Below are 17,831 nucleotides of genomic sequence, written 5' to 3' on the forward strand. Positions count from 1 at the left end.
AAACTTAAATATAACTTACTGATTTTATTTTCAATAATATTAAATCATGCCAATAAGTATCATTATTGACAATGAATTCTCTAGAAATTCAACGAACGCTGACATTCACACAAACCATATCAATATTATCAAGCAGAATTTTGAATGATGTATCAGGTTGTATTTATGACCTGATCAGGGAGTTTGTTGATGGCGTTTGACTATGGGTCAATTGATTTAGGACTTAAAAATCCTTTTAAAACAGAAGGGAAAATAACAGCGGCTCGTGGCATTATTGTTATTTGCCTTGGTGCTTATGGGTTATTTTCAGCGGCAAAAACAGTAAGTCACAGTACGGTAGCGGGTTGGATAATGATCCTATTTGCCTTAGCTTTACTTATCAGTGGATTAACAACTGCCTACCGTGGTATTTCAGCAACACTTAAGTATTTTGTTGGCCGTAATCATCCAACATCTTTAGCGCATAATCATAGCAACACATCAGAGCACGCTTACCAAGAAGATGCTTATGTCGCCTACTCTGAAGGGACAATTACCGATATGCTCATTGGTCGTAAAAATGCGACTTTTGTCGAACCAACTGGGTTTATTGCACATGCATTGCATAGTATTTTCCCTAGCCTAATCTACATGCCCTACCCTATCCGTAATTTAGCTCAACGTTTATGTGCCGCTTGGACGAATACGATTGTCGCTTTATTATGTTATGGCTTTGTCGCTTTTATTTCCCTAACTGGCTTTATTGGCTCGCTCGGTAAACAAGTATTTCCTGTTTATTCAGTGGTACTGACATTGGGGTTATTATGCATGTGGATTTTAACCAGTTTACGACTTAACCGTATGTCGCAAACACGTGTGCCTCGTTTATCTAACAGTGAATTTATTCGTACTCTGATTGCTGCTGTTGTATTACCCATTGCAATTGGGTTAGCACTGAAACTGGCGATGCTTGTTGCTGGAGCAACTCGAGTCACCCATTTTATTAGCTACTTCACCAACCTACATAATACGATGTTTATCTGTGCGATTATCATAGGTGCAGCCATTGTCACCATTATTGTGGCACTCATGCTTAATAAGCGTTTATCGCTATCTAATCCAAACGTGGAAGTTTCAGAACTACGTGAGAACTGGCAAGAATCAGTCCACCCAAACGAAGTATTTATCAACCTTGATAATCTCGTTATGGCAAATCGTCGCTATAAAGAAGTGCCTAACCGTGTTTATAAAGAACTCAAGCCAACATTAGAAGAACAAGTTCAAGCAAAAGGCAGTTTTGCAGGAGAAACACTTCAAGAAGTACAACCAAAGTATAAAGCGATTGAAGTCGATCAAGCATTAGATAGCACTCGAATATTTAGCTTAATTACTGGTAACCTTCTTCTTGTTGGTGCAGCGGTTACCGTTCTGTTTGCCGCACTGTCAATAACAGGTGTTGTTACAGGTAGTCACACTGTAACTAAAGTGACACAACTTTTCTTTGTTGCTTGTATCTTAAAAGCACTGGGTAGCATTTTATCTAATGCTAGCCATTTGTTTTTTGCCGAAATGCTGTTTGAAAGCAATATTATCTATTTAAAAGTAGAGGGTACGTTTACTGAATCAAGAATCTCGACAGGTAATAGTATTCATGACTCGACTCGTTCTGAGAATATTTTAGTCCGTTCAAGTCTTACACCATGGATTATTGTTAGCCGTATTATTAGTAGCTCATTTGCTTCATCTGGGACAAATAACCTTGAGCACCCTCGATTTATTTTAGAAATGCACAAAAATGATCGTGAGCTAGAGAGTATTCGAGGTGATTTAGTCAGTTTCTTAAAAGACAGAGAATCTATCGCTGCAATCACCAGCCAACGTGATTTGATGAACACTTCTCAAATTCATGAAATTAACCAGCAAACTCGCGGAAGCAATATGTCGATTAATCATCATGATGAAGAAATAGGTGGTTATATTCATCGTGAACACGAAGATAAATACCCACAGTAATTTTCTAGGTTCAAATTCATATAAAAAGGAGAAAATATTTTATTATTTTCTCCTTTTTATTTTATGCGCCATGTTTAATTAAATCATAATCACAACTTAAAAATAATTACGCATTTTTGCTCCGGCAATCCATGCAATATTAGTGTGCATCAACCTGAAAAAATTATATGACGGACATCACATTTTATATTTCATTCAACTGTAAGAATATTTGTTCAATGCATATAATCTAACGATAATTAATGAAAAATATCACATTACTTTCTGCACTTATTTCTTCAGCTATTACTGTACCAGCTTTTGCCTGCACAACGATTTTAGTGGGTAACCAAGCAACAACTGATGGATCTTTTATTGTTGCACGCAATGAAGACTATCAAGCCAATAATGCAAAACAGTTTATTTATCATCCCGCTGAAGCGAAACAAAAAGCTGATTTCAAATCAAACGCCAATGACTTTACTTACCCAGCAGCAGAAAATGCACTGGAGTACACTTCATTGTCAGATTTCGACACCCATGGTACCAGTATGGGTGAAGCTGGATTTAACTCTGCTGGGGTTGGTATGTCTTCAACCGAAACCATTTATAACGGTGCTCAAGCACTCGCGGTTGACCCGTATGTAACCAAGACAGGTATTGGTGAAGATGCGATTGAGAATGTCGTTTTACCACGTGTAAAAACAGCCAAAGAAGGCGTTGAACTGTTAGGCAAGATCATTGAGAAACAGGGCGCATCTGAAGGCTTTGGCGTTGCCTTTGTTGATAAAACAGGTATTTGGTATTTAGAAACTGGCAGTGGTCACCAATGGATGGCACAAAAGATCCCAGCCGATAAATATTTCGTTTCAGCCAACCAAGGTCGATTAACTACCTATAAACCGCATAATCCCGATTATTTAGCCTCTCCAACGCTAGTTAGCTTTGCCGAACAACATGCCTTATACACTCCAGTTACAGGAGAGGCTTTTAATTTCCACAAAGCTTATTCGCAAGATACCAAGAATGATAAAACGTACAATTACCCTCGCGTTTGGACGTTGCAACAAATATATACAAAGGGCTTAAATACAAAGATAACGCAAGGTAAGGGTTTCCATGTATTTTTAAAACCAAGTCATAAATTATCTGTTGCAGATGTTGAGCAAGGGTTACGAAATCACTATCAAGGTACGTCACACGACCCGTACGCAAATAGCAATCCGAAAGAAGCATACCGACCAATATCCGTATTTAGAACCCAAGAATCACACATATTACAAGTCCGCCCTAATCTGCCTATCGCTATCGGTGAAACCGAATACACTGCGTATGGGATGACAGCACTCAGCGTTTATATTCCTTACTATCAAGGTATGACAGAAGTGCCTAAAGTATTAACGATTGGCACAGATAAAGCCGACAACCTATCAGCTAACTGGCAGTTCCGTAAGTTACAAACCATTGCCATGACCAACTGGAGTGAGTTCTCGCCAATTGTTCAAAAAGCCTATCAACAATTTGAACAGCAAACTGCCGTTAAGCAAAAAGAGCTTGAAAAGCAGTACCTTGCGATATACAAAAAGCAACCTAAACAAGCACAAGCATTAATCAATCAATTTGAACAAAAAACAGTTGATAACGCATTAGCATTAACCAATAAATTAACCAATACCTTATTGACCAAAATGACCCATAGCACCGATATGCTGTATCACTTTAAAGGCGCATAAGTTAGTAATACATAAGCACTAGCAATAAATGAGAGATAGCCCAAGGTTATAAAATTAAGGGGTTATTTCTCGTTTTTATCTTTTCAATGTCGCACTTTGAAACAATATTTATACCTATTTTTTTTCCGCATCTTATATCATTTGCTCATTCTGTTATGAGCACTCTCGACAATGCAACCACTACTCACCTTTCTTAGCCTTATTGTTATTGTCTTTATTCCTTGTTCTGCATTGGCAAAAACAAGTGAGCAACAAGCTCAGATCACCTTAGGTCGCTATTTATTTAATGATGTTCGCTTATCAAAGCCCGGCAATCGCAGTTGTGCCCTTTGTCATGCCGTCGATCTAGGTTGGACAAATCGATTCAGCAAAGTGCCAGATATCAATGGCAATCCAACGACACTAAACACGCCAGCATTACTCAATGTTGCCCATTATGACCAATTCATGCAGAGTCACGAAGGGTTGCATACATTAGAACAAGCTATTTTGTTACCTTTGTTTGGCACCACCCCAACAGAAATGGAGATGACAGAGCCGTTATTACTGCAACGTTTACAACAAGCATCTGATATCTATACCCCACTATTTGAAGCCAGCTATCAATCAGCAGATTTCACAACCCAAAAAGTCATTAACGCATTAGCTAAGTATGTAGAAACAATTCAAAGTGTTGATACGCCCTATCACCGTTATTTATCAGGTGATACTAATGCACTGAATAAAGAACAACAGCAAGGATTAACCCTATTCAATAGTGATCGCCTTAAATGCTCACAGTGCCATGGTGGTGAGCTATTAAATACCCCTAAAAACAACGCCGATCAACTTTATGTCAGCACAGGGTTGTACGGTATAAAAAATAAAGATGGCAAATACTTATACCCTGAAAATGAACGTGGCAAAGCCAGCTTTAGCCATAAAGAAAGTGACGACGGAAAATACCGTATACCTTCATTGATCAATGTGAGCGAAACAGCACCTTGGGGACATGATGGCAGCGTACAATCGCTAGAGCAGTATATTGAACATTATGCTACCGGTGGACGAATACTGACGATAGGAAAAAATGCAGGAGATGGTCGTTATCATCTCAATAAAGATAACAAGATTTCAGGCTTTAGTTTATCGAATAAAGAGAAAAAAGCGCTCGTTGCCTTTCTCAATAGCTTAACCATAACTCGACTACCAGCACATCAACACCAAGATCCCTTTTGCCAGTTAGTCCCATTAAAAAATAAAAAAGACAGCCCGAACTGTCTTCCACCTTTTAAAGTGAAGTCATGAACACCATAAACAAGACCATGAAAAAGACGATTCAGCTAGTAGCATTAAGCACCTTGCTAAGCCAATCAATGGCCGTAAGTGCGAACACCGACATTAATCCTGAACACAAAGGGCGTAATGATTATTTTGCCAAAAGTTATCAGCCACTATGTAACTTGCCAACAAAGACCATTGCTACAGCTTCAACACTTGAAGAGGCCAGCCAGCAAGAATTTATTTTAAATAAAGAATTAGGTTTATCCACCCAACTAAATAGCCAAGGCGAAGCTTATATTCAACTAGCGATCAAAGAATGGAATGAGAAGTTTATCGTGGGTGTTACACCTAAAACCCACGTATCGATGGCAGGTGCAGATATTCAAGGCTCAGATATTGTTAACTTGCAATGTGCAGAGCCATCACAATACCTTACCCACTTAAATACCCACGAATGGGGAAGCTATACTCTGAAACTCACAGGTAAGCCAAACCAGTTAGTGAAAGTGCAAATCACCACAACAGAGCAGTAGAAACAAGCCTGAGCAATCATTGCTTAGGCTTATACTTTCAAACTTATAGACCTGTGTTGCGGTGGTATTCTTGCTCAGCAAACTCTTTGCCTTTTTGTGCCGCTGCCGCACATGACTCTGGTGCAATATCACCACGCTCAGTCACATATTGCTTAAGCTCCGCCGCTTTCTCTTTGCGATTAAAAAACTCATGATAGCCAATATTTTTACATAGCTCCCATGACGATACACCCGTTGCATTTTTTAATGTATAGCTATTTGATGGCGTTCCAGCACAGCCCACTAGCCCGAACGCAATCAGTGAAAATAACACCTGCTTTTTCATCAAAAATCCTTTATTTCAACTTTATCTCAATGATTTGACATACAATATCACACCATCTCTTACTTATGTTTTAGTATAAACATGATAATGATTCAAAGCTTCATTATTGATTAGACGTTAATTGGATAATTTCCTAATATACGCATGGTTCAAATACGTTTATGATCGTTGCTAATGTAACCTTCATCGCTAGAGCTATTTTTAGGATTCACCATGAGCAATTTTAATCTTTATACCGCCCTTTTACCTTGTTTCGATTGCCGTCAACAAAAAGCAGAAGCAAGCTTAGGTTGGCTAACCCCTGCTATGCATGAAGCGGTTCTTGCGCAAGTAAATACCATCATTACAGCGAGCAATGATTACCCTGATGATCTTGTTACCACTGTCACCTGTTCTGTTGATGAAGCTAAGTATTACCTATTGTTAAATGCATTCGCTTATTCAGAAGAAGAAATGCAAACAACGGGCGTAGATCCTGACGACCTTGTTGAAATTGAAAAAGAAATCAAAGCAAACAAGAATGCTGATGGCATGATTGAGCTTGAGCATGACATTGCGCTACAAGGCTGTACTGCGTGCTGCTCTGACGCATAATTCCATATTATTTACTATGGTGTACGCTATGTACGCCATAGTCATACTTCCCCTTTCTCCTTAACATACCGCCTAAGACTTGAAATTACGCTGACTAGCCCCATTTTATTAATATGACAATTAATAATAAGAGCAAAAGTAAGATGAACAGCCCTATTTTAGATGACTTAAATTGGCGTTATACCACCAAGAGTTACGATCCTAATAAAACCATCTCAACAGAAAATATTGCCATCATTTCAGAAGCACTTCGCTTATCGGCATCATCAATCAACTCGCAGCCATGGCGCTTTATTATTTTAGAATCAGATGATGCTAAACAACGATTTAGCAATACCTTTGAGACTAAGTTTTTAGCCAATAAACCTCACGCAACTAACGCCAGCCATATCATTTTATTTACTCACAACCCTCATTATTCTGTTGAAGATTTTGAAGCCGTGATTGATAAAAATATTCTTGATGGTCGAATTAAGCCAGAGAAAAAAGACGATGCCGTGAGTAAGTTTAGCTTTGCGGATTTATACACCGAGCCGAGTGGTTACAATGCTAATTGGACAAAAGCACAACTGTATCTTGCTTTCGGTAATATTCTGCATGTTCTTGCACGATTAAAAATAGATTCAACGCCACTTGAAGGTATTGACGTAAAGCGTGTTGAGAAAGAATTCAGCCAAGAGTTAGATGGCTTCTCATGCCCTGTCGCACTCGCGATTGGCTACCATGATGAGTCTGATTTTAACGCTCGCTTACCTAAATCTCGTATGCCATTAGAAACCGTTGTTCATAAAATATAACAGCTAGAGATCTAACCGCTAGTAGAATGAAAAAGCTGCTCGTAGCAGCTTTTTCTTTTATCTCTATTATTAACCATTTCTAAATAAGCTTTCAAAAGTATTTAAGTAAATAATGACAAAAGTATCGATATATCTATATATGATACAAGTATTATGAGTTAGCCGTATCGACTAACTCATAATTGGACATATATGAGTTAGAGAATTAGCTCTATTTGAGTTGGAATCTATTAGGAAAAGTATAGATAACTTCTCCATAAAGCATCTTCAAAGTAAAAACTGCCAATATGGACAGTCATTTAACATTAATTCTATTTATGCGTACTAGAAGCTAAACGGTTTATCTATTATTTTGAAGTTTATTTAAAAATGATATTGGTGACGTTGTTTTTAAAAAAGACTTCCATTCATTTTGAACTTCATTTCCCTCCTCACCTTTCAACTTTAAATTAGAGTTAATTTTATAGCTTTTAGATGAAAGCATCACTTTCTTACTAAAACGGAGCAGATCAAATTCTTGAATTAATTCACTTGTACACAGATCTCGATCGCAAAACTTTATTATTAGATTATTCTTATTTAATTTTTTTAACCTTCGATACCATTTAGAACGTGCTTCTTCATTCGTTTTATAATGTAAAAAATGAATTTCCACATCTCCACCAAGTAGCGCTATAGGATAAGTTCCATAAGTTTTATATTTTATAAGTTCTTCTTTGTACTTGGATTCACTTGGATTAATAAAATTCAAATCACTATTAAGATAATAATCTAATTTTTTTAGCATCCTAATATAATCGGGAGAAAAAACAAATAGACCCACAAATGGAGTTTTATAAGGGATATCAAAATATTGATACATAGACCCCCCCCAACAGTTATCACTAATAATTGAAAAGTCTTTTTCTATTAAATAAAACTTTGCAAAGTTACCCCTAACTTTTCTAACTATTTTTTTTATAAAAGACATTAATGGTTCCGCTTCCTAACATATTGACATGAAGGATTATCCTACAATACTTGCGACATAAAAAATAGTCACTTTCGAAATGGTTTAAGCCCAAAAAGACTTATCACTTAATAGTTTGTAGAATATTACTTTTTGTCAAAGTCACCTCTATTTAACATAAGGGTAACTTTCACGCACCTCATGAAAGAAGCTCAAGACAGCTTTACAGTAGAGCATTCATTTGTATAATTAAAAAGCTAATAAAATAAGAACAAATCTGACGTTTTAATTTTGCTAATGATGTTATTTTTCACCAGGCGTTGTTTACGAATGCCCCCTAAAAAGTGACGTTTAGCTAACAGATAAATTAGCCGGATAAAAACTAACCTAAAACTACGTTAATACGATATGAATAAATATTTGCTCTAAACAGTTTTAGGGCAAATATAAGTTAGCCGAATAACTAACTCATTTTAATAACTAAAAAATTTGTAGACATAAGTTAGATTGCGCTCCGTACAATACGCAATAGTTTTTTGTAAATTTCAGGATAAATGCTATCCCCATTTACTCATCTTTATTGATACCCAATATTTTATCGTACCAAACTATAATTCTTTCAGCATAGAGAGTCAAAATACCCACACCTAGCAATAGGAGAATATAGATCCATCCAAGCCAGTTAAAAAAATTTCGGTACATTTGGAGCAATAACGGCGGCTACACTACCAAGCGACATTAATAAAAAACTATTTCCCAAAATGCTTTATTCATAGCAAAACTCTAACTTTAGTTAATAGAACACCAACGTTAGCATGCATTTTATATCTCCAAAGTCAGCGTACCGCGACCTTACAAAGCTCGCTTGGGATACTTCTTTGTTAGAAACGGCAGTAATAGATTTTCAAACATCCACAATTAAAGCTAGTTGGTCTTAGAAAAGTAAACGCTACTCTTAGGGTAAGCGTGCCATAAACACCGCATTCTAATCACTTTACTCGAAGAATAAGATCAAATCTCCAATCCAAAGGAGATTTAAAATGGCAACACGACGTACCAATCAAGAATGGCAGACTTTGTTTGAGTGCTATGAATCCAGCCAACTCACTCAACGTGCTTTTTGTGAACATCACGGATTAAGTCTTTCCACGTTTCATGCCAAACGCCAACAGTTAACACACCTTCAAACACCACAGACTAACGGCTTCGTCAAAGCAAACGTTGTAGAGCAGACAACACGTTACCATATGACGCAAATACCTACCGCGAATATGACACTTTTTGTCAACGACGTTGAGCTGAGTATTCCTCAAGGCACGCCCGCTGCCTACCTGGCAGAACTCATTGGAGCCTTGTCATGAAACATATGCTAAGTGCACCAGATATTTATCTGTATCGTGAGAGTGTCGATTTTAGAAAGTCCATCAATGGCCTCGCGGCGATTATCGAAAGTGACACCGATTTACCCTTGGGAAGCGGCGCACTATTCCTGTTTACCAATAAACAGCGCGACAAAATCAAAGTGTTGTACTGGGATAAAACAGGCTTTGCACTTTGGTATAAACGCCTTGAAAAAGCCAAGTATAAATGGCCGTCAAAAGAGAAAAATGACGTGTTTACCCTGACTCAATGCGAGCTTGATAGACTGCTTTCTGGCTTCACGATTATCGGCCATAAACCCGTTCAAATAAACGATTTTACAATGACTTAATCGATAATAAAGCTATATCCACCAAGCGTTAACGGCATGACTTTAGTATAATAAATGCCATGAAAAAGACGCCAAATATCAACCCAGAAAGCCAAGATGTTGCCGAGCTACAAGCGATGGTGAAAGAGTTGTTGGCGTTGCAAAAACACAGCGAATCTCAGTGGAAACAAGAGCGTCAATCTCTGCTTGAGCAACTCAAACTGGCTTTCGACCGCCAGTTCGCAAAACGCTCGGAGGCGTTAAAGCCCTACGATGAATCTCAAGGTGACCTCTTCAACGAAGCGGAATGTGAAGCCGCTAAGGAAGAAGAGGTTGAGGTTACGACGACCACCACAACCACAACGAAGAAACGCGGTAAGCGTAAGCCTCTTCCAAAGACCTTACCTCGTGAAGTTATCGAACTTGATTTAGACGACCATGAAAAGCAGTGTGCATGCTGCAATCATGACCTGCATAAAATCGGTGAAGACAGCAGTGAAAAGCTGGAGTTTTCGCCAGCCGTACTCAAAGTGCTGGAATATGTTCGCCCTAAATATGCTTGCCGCCAGTGCGAGCAAACTGAAGACAGCAATCACATCGTTCAAAAGCCAGCACCGCAAAGCATTATCCCGAAGAGCTTTGCCACAGAAAGCTTGCTTGCCAACATCATTCTTGGCAAATACCAGTACGCGATGCCACTTTACCGCCAAGAGTCGCTGTTTACCCAGTCGGGAATCGAGCTATCACGAACCACTATGGCCAGATGGGTTATCCAAGTTAGTGAGAAGTTCAAACCACTCTATGCCGCTCTAAAAGAGCACCTACTTCAACAAGTGGTGGTCCAGGCGGATGAAACGCCACTCAATGTTCTCAAGGAAGAAAAACAGTGTTACATGTGGCTCTACTGCTCGGGCGCAGACTCGCCAGAAGCCGCACTCCCCAATGTGAAGAATATTGCCTTGTACGACTATCAAAACAGTCGCGCGAGGGCATGCCCTGTTGCCTTCTTGGGGGATTACAGTGGTTATCTACAAACCGATGGCTATGGTGCCTATGATGGTCTTTATCACGTCACCAATGTTGGCTGCATGGCACATGCACGGCGAAAGTTCATGGAGGCTAAGAAGCTTCAAGGTAAAGGTAAGTCAGGCAAAGCAGATAAAGCGCTGGCCAAAATCCAGAAGCTCTATGGGATAGAATCGCGCTTAAAAGGTGCGACTGTCGAAACACGAAAAGCAGAACGTCAACTGCATAGCAAACCGATACTGGACGAGTTGTACGAGTGGATGACATCTCAACAAGTGATAGCGTCTAGCCCGCTGGGTAAAGCGATAAAATACACGCTCGGCCAATGGCCGAAGGTGATCCGCTATATCGATGACGGTCACTTATCGATAGACAATAACCGCGCTGAACGCGCAATTAAACCGCTGGTCATTGGCAGAAAGAACTGGTTGTTCTCGAACACGCCAAATGGTGCTGATGCGAGTGCGATGCTTTACAGCATCGTCGAGACTGCGAAAGCCAACGGCCTTATCCTCTACGACTACATGGTCAAGTGCATGAAAGAGCTCGCGAAAGCTGAGCCCGATATCGATGCACTCCTACCTTGGAACCTCAAACACTAACAAATATCGCCCCGTGGGTTCATGGGGCGTTTACCTCTTAGGTATATAAAAGTTTGTAATAAATACAGGAAGATCGTTTGAATTGAATCCTTTTTATCATCCCATTGGCACGGGCAGTTTCATATTGCTAGATACAAAAAAGCCGCTGATTAATCAGCGGCTTTTTTGTTTTAAATATGGCGGAGAGATAGGGATTTGAACCCTAGATACGCTATAAACGTATGCCGGTTTTCAAGACCGGTGCTTTCAACCACTCAGCCATCTCTCCATGGCGCGAATAATAGCGAAGTGAATATCGAGTGTAAATAGTAGTAAGTTCTAACTGGGTAGTCTTTAATCGAATTTAACGGATTTTTATTTTGGAACACCACAATCTGTTAAAAAACGTTCAAAACCGTATTTTTCTAGCCATTCCAATTGTTCCGTTGAACTCACTAAAAAGCGGCCAATAAAATTAACCCCATGCCCTTTTATTTCGCCAACTTGATTCTTAGTACGAGGAATAAGCAACATCCAGCGTTGCGTTAATAATATATTATACGGGTGGCATTCTGTTAAACCATTGATACTCGATGTCATATACAGCTGCATTGATTCCATAACCGACAAGTAACGCTGGTAAAGTTCTACTGCATTTAAATATTCGAATCTCATTAAGTCATGTTTAAAGGGTAATAGCCCCTGAAGAATTGTCTTTTCTAAAGGCACTGATGTTCTAATTAGCTGCATATGCCGATGCATTTGACTGGAACCTGCTATCGCACCTGAATTAAAAAAACCTAAGACACTATCATCCGTTATTCCTTGTACCCAAGCTTCGAAATCATTTAAAACTAATGGCGACGTTTGAGGAATATAATTTTTCGCACAGATAAGTAGATGAGGAACAACAATAGGAAATTTATTTAATAAACAAACGTGTTGTTCTCCAATCGTGTTGATATATGCAGAGGGATTATAAGGTGATACAAACGGATCATGAGTTGCTACAGATGGAGAATGTTTAACTTTCATATTCTCTGTTTCTACATTAACAATAAACTCTATCCCATTTTGCTCAATGATAAGATCGTTTGCGATTAACGGTAGTAACTCACCAGACGCTAAACCCTTGTTTGACTTTTCATAACCGATATCCCAAAGCATATTCTTTCCTTTACCACTTATTTAGTAGTCTTCATCAATCTCAGGGGTACATTCTTCGCAGCTTTGTAAAGCAATCTCGTGTTTAAACACTGCAACACCTTCTGACGTCATATGCTCTGAAGTGAGATCATTAACTTCGGTTGAATCTTCTGAGTTAACTTGGCCATGGTTAATTTCATGTTCAGAATAACCATAATAGTTCAGTAGCAAGTAATCACGAGCTTCATCTTCTGAACATATGATACTGACTGAGAAATACTCTTCATAATCTGTATCTGCTTGAGATATTACGTTTTTTATCTGTTCGAGAACATTATCTATCATACTTGGTGTAAACCATCCAAGTTCAGTTTTCGCCATTTTTTTATGACAAATAAAGCAAGGTAAATCTTCGCTGTAATATTTAAAATTAGTCATTGTGAAACTCCATAAAAGAGGTACACGACAAAATATTCCTAATATAAACAGAATAATAGCTATAAAAATGGAATGTTGTGTTGCGGTTTGAGCTTTTATTCTAAAAATAATAACGTTAACAAAATCATATATTTTATAAATATTACTCTCTACTTATTTAATTGACTCAAGATCACAAGTTAACAACTTAATTACATACTTTATATATTTAATAGCTATTCTTAAAAGTCATAAATTGAATGCTTTACAGGATGTAAGTAAGCATTAGCTCTTAAAAGGATTAGGAGGTTCAATCGAAATGGAAAATAATAAAGACACAAAGAATCAATGGATTATACCGACAGGGATCAGCTTGCTTATGGCTGTGTTAGGTGTTGTTATTCTATCTCCATTTATTAACATTTAATTTATATGGGGAGATCCTTCTCCCCGTTTACTTTTTATCAAACATTAAGTTACAGATTTTATATTGAATGGATAATAATATTTTGGTAACGCTGTAAGTCGATTAATATTTTCTTGTTCATTTTCTGTTAATAATAAATTATCACTTTCACCATACAAAGCGGATTGGAATATAAGCCAACTATTTAAAAACAGTTTATCTCCAGTTTTGGCGGTATAATCCATTAATTTATATGTAAAATCTTTTTCTTTTTTTATAACACACCGCTGAAGAGCTGTATTATTTAATTCATTAAGTATTATCTTTTTTCTTTCTAAAGGTAAGGTGTTTAACCATGGATCATTAATAGGTTTTAATTTTCTATTTTCAAGTAATTGACATTGATGAATTTGGTTTTCATATTCTTGCTTAACTTTTAACAACTTCACTTTATCTAAAGAGTTATTCATACTTAATGAAAATGAAGGAAAAGAGATAATTAAAAACATATACAATAATTTATACACTTATAGCTACTCAATATGAAAAATAATCTGTGAGACACATTAATTAAATTCTGTTTTATATCTAAGAGGTAAACTTTACAACAATAATTCATGTAAAACAATAAAGATATTTATCGATAAAAAATACAAATTATAACGATAAAAATTTCTTGTTTATATTATTATTTTTTCATTTTAATTTGATTGTTTAAACTCATTTATTACTAGAAAATAATAATAATTAATAACGCAGTCTTTTTCATATACATTATGTTTAGGAATAAAATAATGTATTTCGAACAGCAATTAGCCCTAGCACATCAAGAATTAACTCGCTGTAGCATTCAATCATCGAATAGTCATCCTATAACTTTTCAAGTATTACATTGGTCAGGATTACAAGCGCCTCTTCCTCATTATGGCCATTTCAAAATCAAATTTTCCATTTTTTTTGCATGGTATAGCCTTATTTTTGCCATCATTTTCATTCTTGCAGAGATAATCAGTGATACACCTATTACTCTCATCTCTGCTGTTTTTAGCTCTCTATTTGCCGGCCTAACTGCAGGTATTTCAATGGCGACTTATTATTACTACAGTGCTAAACGTTTTAATTTGAGCCTTTGGCAACAGTTAAAATAATATTATTTGTAGACACAGAAACTACATACGTTATTTCGGATTTTTCTCTCTCCTATTATAAGCCATGCATAAAACGCATGGCTGAAATGTATTTTATTCATTTGCTTAGAAAATTTATCTCTATATTATCCAGCGCTCGCATTTTAACGCACGCTGCACACTAAAATTTAGAGACAATCATGTTTTCACAATCAACTCCTGCACAACTTATTCGCATGCTTGTACTCCTTGTTATCGCTTTGATTGCTGTTCATCATTGCCAACCATTATTAGATGCTCTTGCTAAACATGCGACAAATGGTGGCTGCCATCAACAAAACATAATGGATGATGAGCAACCTATGTCTCATCACCACATGCACTAGTTATTAACACTTCCCTATTATTACGATTTAATTCGACGAGTACCCTTAATGAGTATTTTCCGCTTTCCTCTCCTAGTTTGGTTAGGCATTGGCATTTTAATTTTTAGCCTAGGGATCAGGCAGTCTTTTGGTATATTTATGATGCCAATATCTGACACTTTTGGCACAGGACGTGAGTTTTTCAGTTTTGCTATCGCCTTACAAAACCTGTTATTTGGCTTTTTCCAACCATTTATCGGCATGGCATCAGATCGTTTTGGCTCTAAGAAAATCATCTTGGGTGGTGCTGTTGCGTATGGTTTAGGTTTATATCTCACCTCTATCGCAACCGAGCCAAGCATGCTGTATTTGAGTATTGGTGCATTAATTGGCTTAGGCTTAAGTGCAACAAGTTACGTGATCATCTTAGGATCTATTGCGCGTGTTGTTCCCGCAGAGCACACAGCAAAGGCCTTTGGTTTAACTACATCTGCAGGATCATTTGGTATGTTTGCCGTAATACCAGGTGCTCAAGCATTACTTAATCAATTTGATTGGCAAACAGCAATGCAAATATTTGCCCTACTTTGCTGCATGATGATCGCTTTTGCTGCCTTTATGAAAACGGCTAATGAAGATAACTCTAGCAATACACCTGCGGTTGACGATAGCCAAACACTGTCAGATGCATTAAAGGAAGCATTTCAAAATAAAAGCTATTGGTTAATTCACTTAGGTTTCTTTGTCTGCGGCTTTCACGTTATGTTTATCGCCACACATTTACCAAGTTACCTAGCAGATAAAGGTTTACCTGCACAAACAGCCGCTATGGCACTGGCTTATGTCGGTATCTTTAATATCTTCGGATCTTATTTCTGGGGCATTATGGGTGACCGATTTGACAAGCGTTTTGTGATGACTTCTCTTTACCTAATGCGCACCGTTGTCATTGCAGCGTTCGTTACACTGCCTGTAACTGAAAATACAGCGGTTATTTTTGGTGGAGCTATCGGGTTTTGCTGGTTAGGGACTGTGCCATTAACTTCTGGCCTGGTTCGACAAATATTTGGTGCGAGATACTTATCTACTTTGTACGGTCTGGTTTTCTTTACTCACCAAGTGGGCAGTTTTTTAGGTGCTTGGGTCGGTGGGCGTATTTACGACTACTACCATTCATACACACCTATTTGGTGGCTAACCGTTGTCATGGCATTTATTGCTGCGCTAGTGCACTTACCTATTAACGATAAGCCTCTTCCTCGTTTACTCGCTCACCACGCAAGTTAATCGCAAAAAAAAAGCCCTACTAATAGCAATGATTAATAGGGCTTTATTTAGCTATTTCTCTTTGAAAGTGTATTCGTCGATTACTTGTTTAAGTATTCGCCTTGACGAAGTGCTTCAATACGTTTCTCTAGTGGTGGGTGAGTCATGAATAATTCAGATAATGACTTCTTGCCATTAATACCAAACGCCATCATTGAACCTTCTAATTGTGGCTCGTGGCTCACTTTTAAACGCTCAAGTGCTGCTATCATTTTCTCACGACCAACAAGCTTTGCAGAGCCAGCATCAGCATAGAATTCACGATGACGGCTATACCACATTGTTAGAATACTTGCTAAGAAACCGAATAGAACTTCCATGATGGTTGATACAATAAAGTATGTGATGTAGCTACCGCCACTCCCGCCTTCTTCATCGCTATTGTTCACACCACTGATTGCGCCAGCAACTAAACGTGAAACGAAAATAACAAAGGTATTCACAACACCTTGCATTAACGTCATTGTTACCATGTCACCATTAGCAACGTGACTCACTTCATGAGCAAGCACTGCTTCAGCTTCATCACGTGTCATACTGTGCAATAAACCTGTAGAAACAGCGACAAGTGAATCATCACGCTTAGCACCTGTTGCAAATGCGTTAATATCTGGCGAATCATAAATCGCAACAGTTGGCATACCAATACCTGCCTGTTGTGCTTGGCGAGATACTGTTTCCATCAACCAATGTTCTGTTTCGTTACGTGGGCTTTCGATAACCATACCACCAACAGAACGAAGGGCCATTGACTTTGACATCATCAAAGAAATCAATGAACCACCAAAACCAAATAGTGCAGCCATAACTAGCAAACCAGAAAGGCTACCAGGTTGCATCCCTGTTACAGCATAAACAATGTTCAACACAACACTGAACACCAGCATTACTGCTAAGTTTGTTAATAAAAACAATGCAATACGCTTCATATTTCTAATATTCTCCACTTAGAAATTATTTCAATTTCTACCATTACCAGTAGAATCGATGTTATCTCTTAATAATAACTCTATAATAAATAAAGTCTGTATTTAACACTATATTCAATGAATATACGTATGATTTAAAGAGTTTAATTGTTACTAATTCTTTATATATGTTCAAAGAGGCAATTTATCAATAGCGAACGTTGACATAGGTTTTTTTATTCATTTAATTATAGCCAATCTATGATGTTCTGTTACCCTTCCTTTTGCCATTAATATTAAATTAATTTCATATTAATTGTGATTTTCATATCAATACTATCAGTAACTTACGGATAAAACATGTGCAACATTCTACTTATTAGACTTTAGTCTTATTGCTTAAGGAAACATTCTCGACTATTGTGATTGTGTTTATAAATAGACCGAAATTGAACCAGGGAGGATTCATGGCTAGTAAAGAGAATTACCAAGTTGCCGTTGATATTTTACGTTGTCACCTTGGCATGTCTTTAGAAGAAGCTCATAAAGAGCTTGGTATTGATCAGGTAACAAAAACGTCAGCAACAGAAACACAAGAATTACTCATTGGCCTTAACCAAGATAATTAATTTGTGTAGTACTGCTCAGTTATACAGAAAAAGGCACTCATTCAG

At 37.7% G+C, this 17,831-nt stretch carries 19 protein-coding genes and 1 tRNA gene; 13 read left to right on the forward strand and 7 right to left on the reverse strand.

Annotated elements, in window-relative coordinates:
• Nucleotides 1-189 precede the first annotated feature (189 nt).
• From SKA34_RS12355 to SKA34_RS12370, 4 genes are all read left to right on the forward strand, one after another.
• Nucleotides 190-1,992 (forward strand): hypothetical protein, encoded by a 1,803-nt coding sequence (locus tag SKA34_RS12355; protein WP_006645872.1) that lies wholly within the window; start codon nucleotides 190-192, stop codon nucleotides 1,990-1,992.
• Nucleotides 1,993-2,234: 242 nt separating this feature from the next.
• On the forward strand, nucleotides 2,235-3,704 hold the full coding sequence (locus SKA34_RS12360) for a C69 family dipeptidase (protein WP_006645873.1): 1,470 nt from the start codon (nucleotides 2,235-2,237) through the stop codon (nucleotides 3,702-3,704).
• Nucleotides 3,705-3,875: 171 nt separating this feature from the next.
• Nucleotides 3,876-4,991 (forward strand): cytochrome-c peroxidase, encoded by a 1,116-nt coding sequence (locus tag SKA34_RS12365; RefSeq protein ID WP_006645874.1) that lies wholly within the window; start codon nucleotides 3,876-3,878, stop codon nucleotides 4,989-4,991.
• A complete protein-coding gene (locus SKA34_RS12370) occupies nucleotides 4,988-5,500 on the forward strand; it encodes a hypothetical protein (RefSeq protein ID WP_006645875.1) in 513 nt (170 codons plus the stop codon). The genes SKA34_RS12365 and SKA34_RS12370 overlap by 4 nt, the downstream gene beginning before the upstream one ends.
• Before the next feature lie 43 nt (nucleotides 5,501-5,543).
• Here the strand turns inward: SKA34_RS12370 and SKA34_RS12375 are convergent, their stop codons facing one another.
• Nucleotides 5,544-5,825: a hypothetical protein gene (locus tag SKA34_RS12375; protein WP_006645876.1), complete on the reverse strand. Its 282-nt coding sequence runs from the start codon at nucleotides 5,823-5,825 to the stop codon at nucleotides 5,544-5,546.
• A 213-nt stretch (nucleotides 5,826-6,038) separates the two neighbouring features.
• Between SKA34_RS12375 and SKA34_RS12380 the strand changes: the two genes are divergently transcribed.
• Together SKA34_RS12380 and SKA34_RS12385 are read left to right on the forward strand one after the other, a co-directional pair.
• Complete coding sequence (locus tag SKA34_RS12380; RefSeq protein ID WP_006645877.1) at nucleotides 6,039-6,419, forward strand: hypothetical protein; 381 nt, start codon at nucleotides 6,039-6,041, stop codon at nucleotides 6,417-6,419.
• Between the two features lie 143 nt (nucleotides 6,420-6,562).
• Nucleotides 6,563-7,216, forward strand: a complete 654-nt coding sequence (locus SKA34_RS12385; RefSeq protein ID WP_006645878.1) for a nitroreductase family protein — start codon at nucleotides 6,563-6,565, stop codon at nucleotides 7,214-7,216.
• A 340-nt stretch (nucleotides 7,217-7,556) separates the two neighbouring features.
• Here the strand turns inward: SKA34_RS12385 and SKA34_RS12390 are convergent, their stop codons facing one another.
• Nucleotides 7,557-8,186: a DUF1919 domain-containing protein gene (locus SKA34_RS12390; RefSeq protein ID WP_006645879.1), complete on the reverse strand. Its 630-nt coding sequence runs from the start codon at nucleotides 8,184-8,186 to the stop codon at nucleotides 7,557-7,559.
• A 1,019-nt stretch (nucleotides 8,187-9,205) separates the two neighbouring features.
• Between SKA34_RS12390 and SKA34_RS12395 the strand changes: the two genes are divergently transcribed.
• From SKA34_RS12395 to SKA34_RS12405, 3 genes are read left to right on the forward strand one after another with little or no spacing between them, the layout of a single operon-like run.
• Entirely contained in the window at nucleotides 9,206-9,526 is a 321-nt protein-coding gene (locus tag SKA34_RS12395; protein ID WP_004998436.1) for a hypothetical protein, read from the forward strand.
• Nucleotides 9,523-9,876, forward strand: a complete 354-nt coding sequence (gene tnpB / locus SKA34_RS12400; RefSeq protein WP_006643801.1) for an IS66 family insertion sequence element accessory protein TnpB — start codon at nucleotides 9,523-9,525, stop codon at nucleotides 9,874-9,876. Before SKA34_RS12395 ends, tnpB begins: the two co-directional genes overlap by 4 nt.
• 59 nt (nucleotides 9,877-9,935) lie before the next feature.
• Complete coding sequence (locus SKA34_RS12405; protein ID WP_006644249.1) at nucleotides 9,936-11,483, forward strand: IS66 family transposase; 1,548 nt, start codon at nucleotides 9,936-9,938, stop codon at nucleotides 11,481-11,483.
• 177 nt (nucleotides 11,484-11,660) lie between these two features.
• Here SKA34_RS12405 and SKA34_RS12410 read toward each other — a convergent pair.
• The 4 genes from SKA34_RS12410 to SKA34_RS12425 form a co-directional block, all read right to left on the reverse strand.
• Nucleotides 11,661-11,751: transfer RNA gene (locus SKA34_RS12410), tRNA-Ser, on the reverse strand.
• Between the two features lie 86 nt (nucleotides 11,752-11,837).
• A complete protein-coding gene (locus SKA34_RS12415) occupies nucleotides 11,838-12,629 on the reverse strand; it encodes a phosphorylase (RefSeq protein ID WP_006645880.1) in 792 nt (263 codons plus the stop codon).
• Nucleotides 12,630-12,650: 21 nt separating this feature from the next.
• Nucleotides 12,651-13,046 (reverse strand): hypothetical protein, encoded by a 396-nt coding sequence (locus SKA34_RS12420; RefSeq protein ID WP_006645881.1) that lies wholly within the window; start codon nucleotides 13,044-13,046, stop codon nucleotides 12,651-12,653.
• Between the two features lie 450 nt (nucleotides 13,047-13,496).
• On the reverse strand, nucleotides 13,497-13,958 hold the full coding sequence (locus tag SKA34_RS12425; RefSeq protein ID WP_006645882.1) for a hypothetical protein: 462 nt from the start codon (nucleotides 13,956-13,958) through the stop codon (nucleotides 13,497-13,499).
• Nucleotides 13,959-14,225: 267 nt separating this feature from the next.
• On the opposite strand from SKA34_RS12425, the gene SKA34_RS12430 reads away from it, so the two are divergent.
• From SKA34_RS12430 to SKA34_RS12440, 3 genes are all read left to right on the forward strand, one after another.
• Complete coding sequence (locus SKA34_RS12430) at nucleotides 14,226-14,579, forward strand: DUF6404 family protein (protein WP_006645883.1); 354 nt, start codon at nucleotides 14,226-14,228, stop codon at nucleotides 14,577-14,579.
• A gap of 179 nt (nucleotides 14,580-14,758) precedes the next feature.
• Entirely contained in the window at nucleotides 14,759-14,944 is a 186-nt protein-coding gene (locus SKA34_RS12435) for a hypothetical protein (RefSeq protein ID WP_006645884.1), read from the forward strand.
• A 48-nt stretch (nucleotides 14,945-14,992) separates the two neighbouring features.
• Nucleotides 14,993-16,210 carry an MFS transporter gene (locus tag SKA34_RS12440; RefSeq protein WP_006645885.1) on the forward strand — a complete coding sequence of 406 codons (1,218 nt, stop codon included), beginning with the start codon at nucleotides 14,993-14,995 and terminating at the stop codon, nucleotides 16,208-16,210.
• A gap of 80 nt (nucleotides 16,211-16,290) precedes the next feature.
• Here SKA34_RS12440 and htpX read toward each other — a convergent pair whose 3' ends face one another.
• Nucleotides 16,291-17,178 carry a protease HtpX gene (gene htpX / locus SKA34_RS12445; RefSeq protein ID WP_006645886.1) on the reverse strand — a complete coding sequence of 296 codons (888 nt, stop codon included), beginning with the start codon at nucleotides 17,176-17,178 and terminating at the stop codon, nucleotides 16,291-16,293.
• Nucleotides 17,179-17,624: 446 nt separating this feature from the next.
• Between htpX and SKA34_RS23360 the strand changes: the two genes are divergently transcribed.
• Complete coding sequence (locus SKA34_RS23360; protein ID WP_006645887.1) at nucleotides 17,625-17,786, forward strand: hypothetical protein; 162 nt, start codon at nucleotides 17,625-17,627, stop codon at nucleotides 17,784-17,786.
• Nucleotides 17,787-17,831 lie beyond the last annotated feature (45 nt).

Origin of the sequence: Photobacterium sp. SKA34 (assembly GCF_000153325.1) — a bacterium.
Classification (GTDB): domain Bacteria; phylum Pseudomonadota; class Gammaproteobacteria; order Enterobacterales; family Vibrionaceae; genus Photobacterium.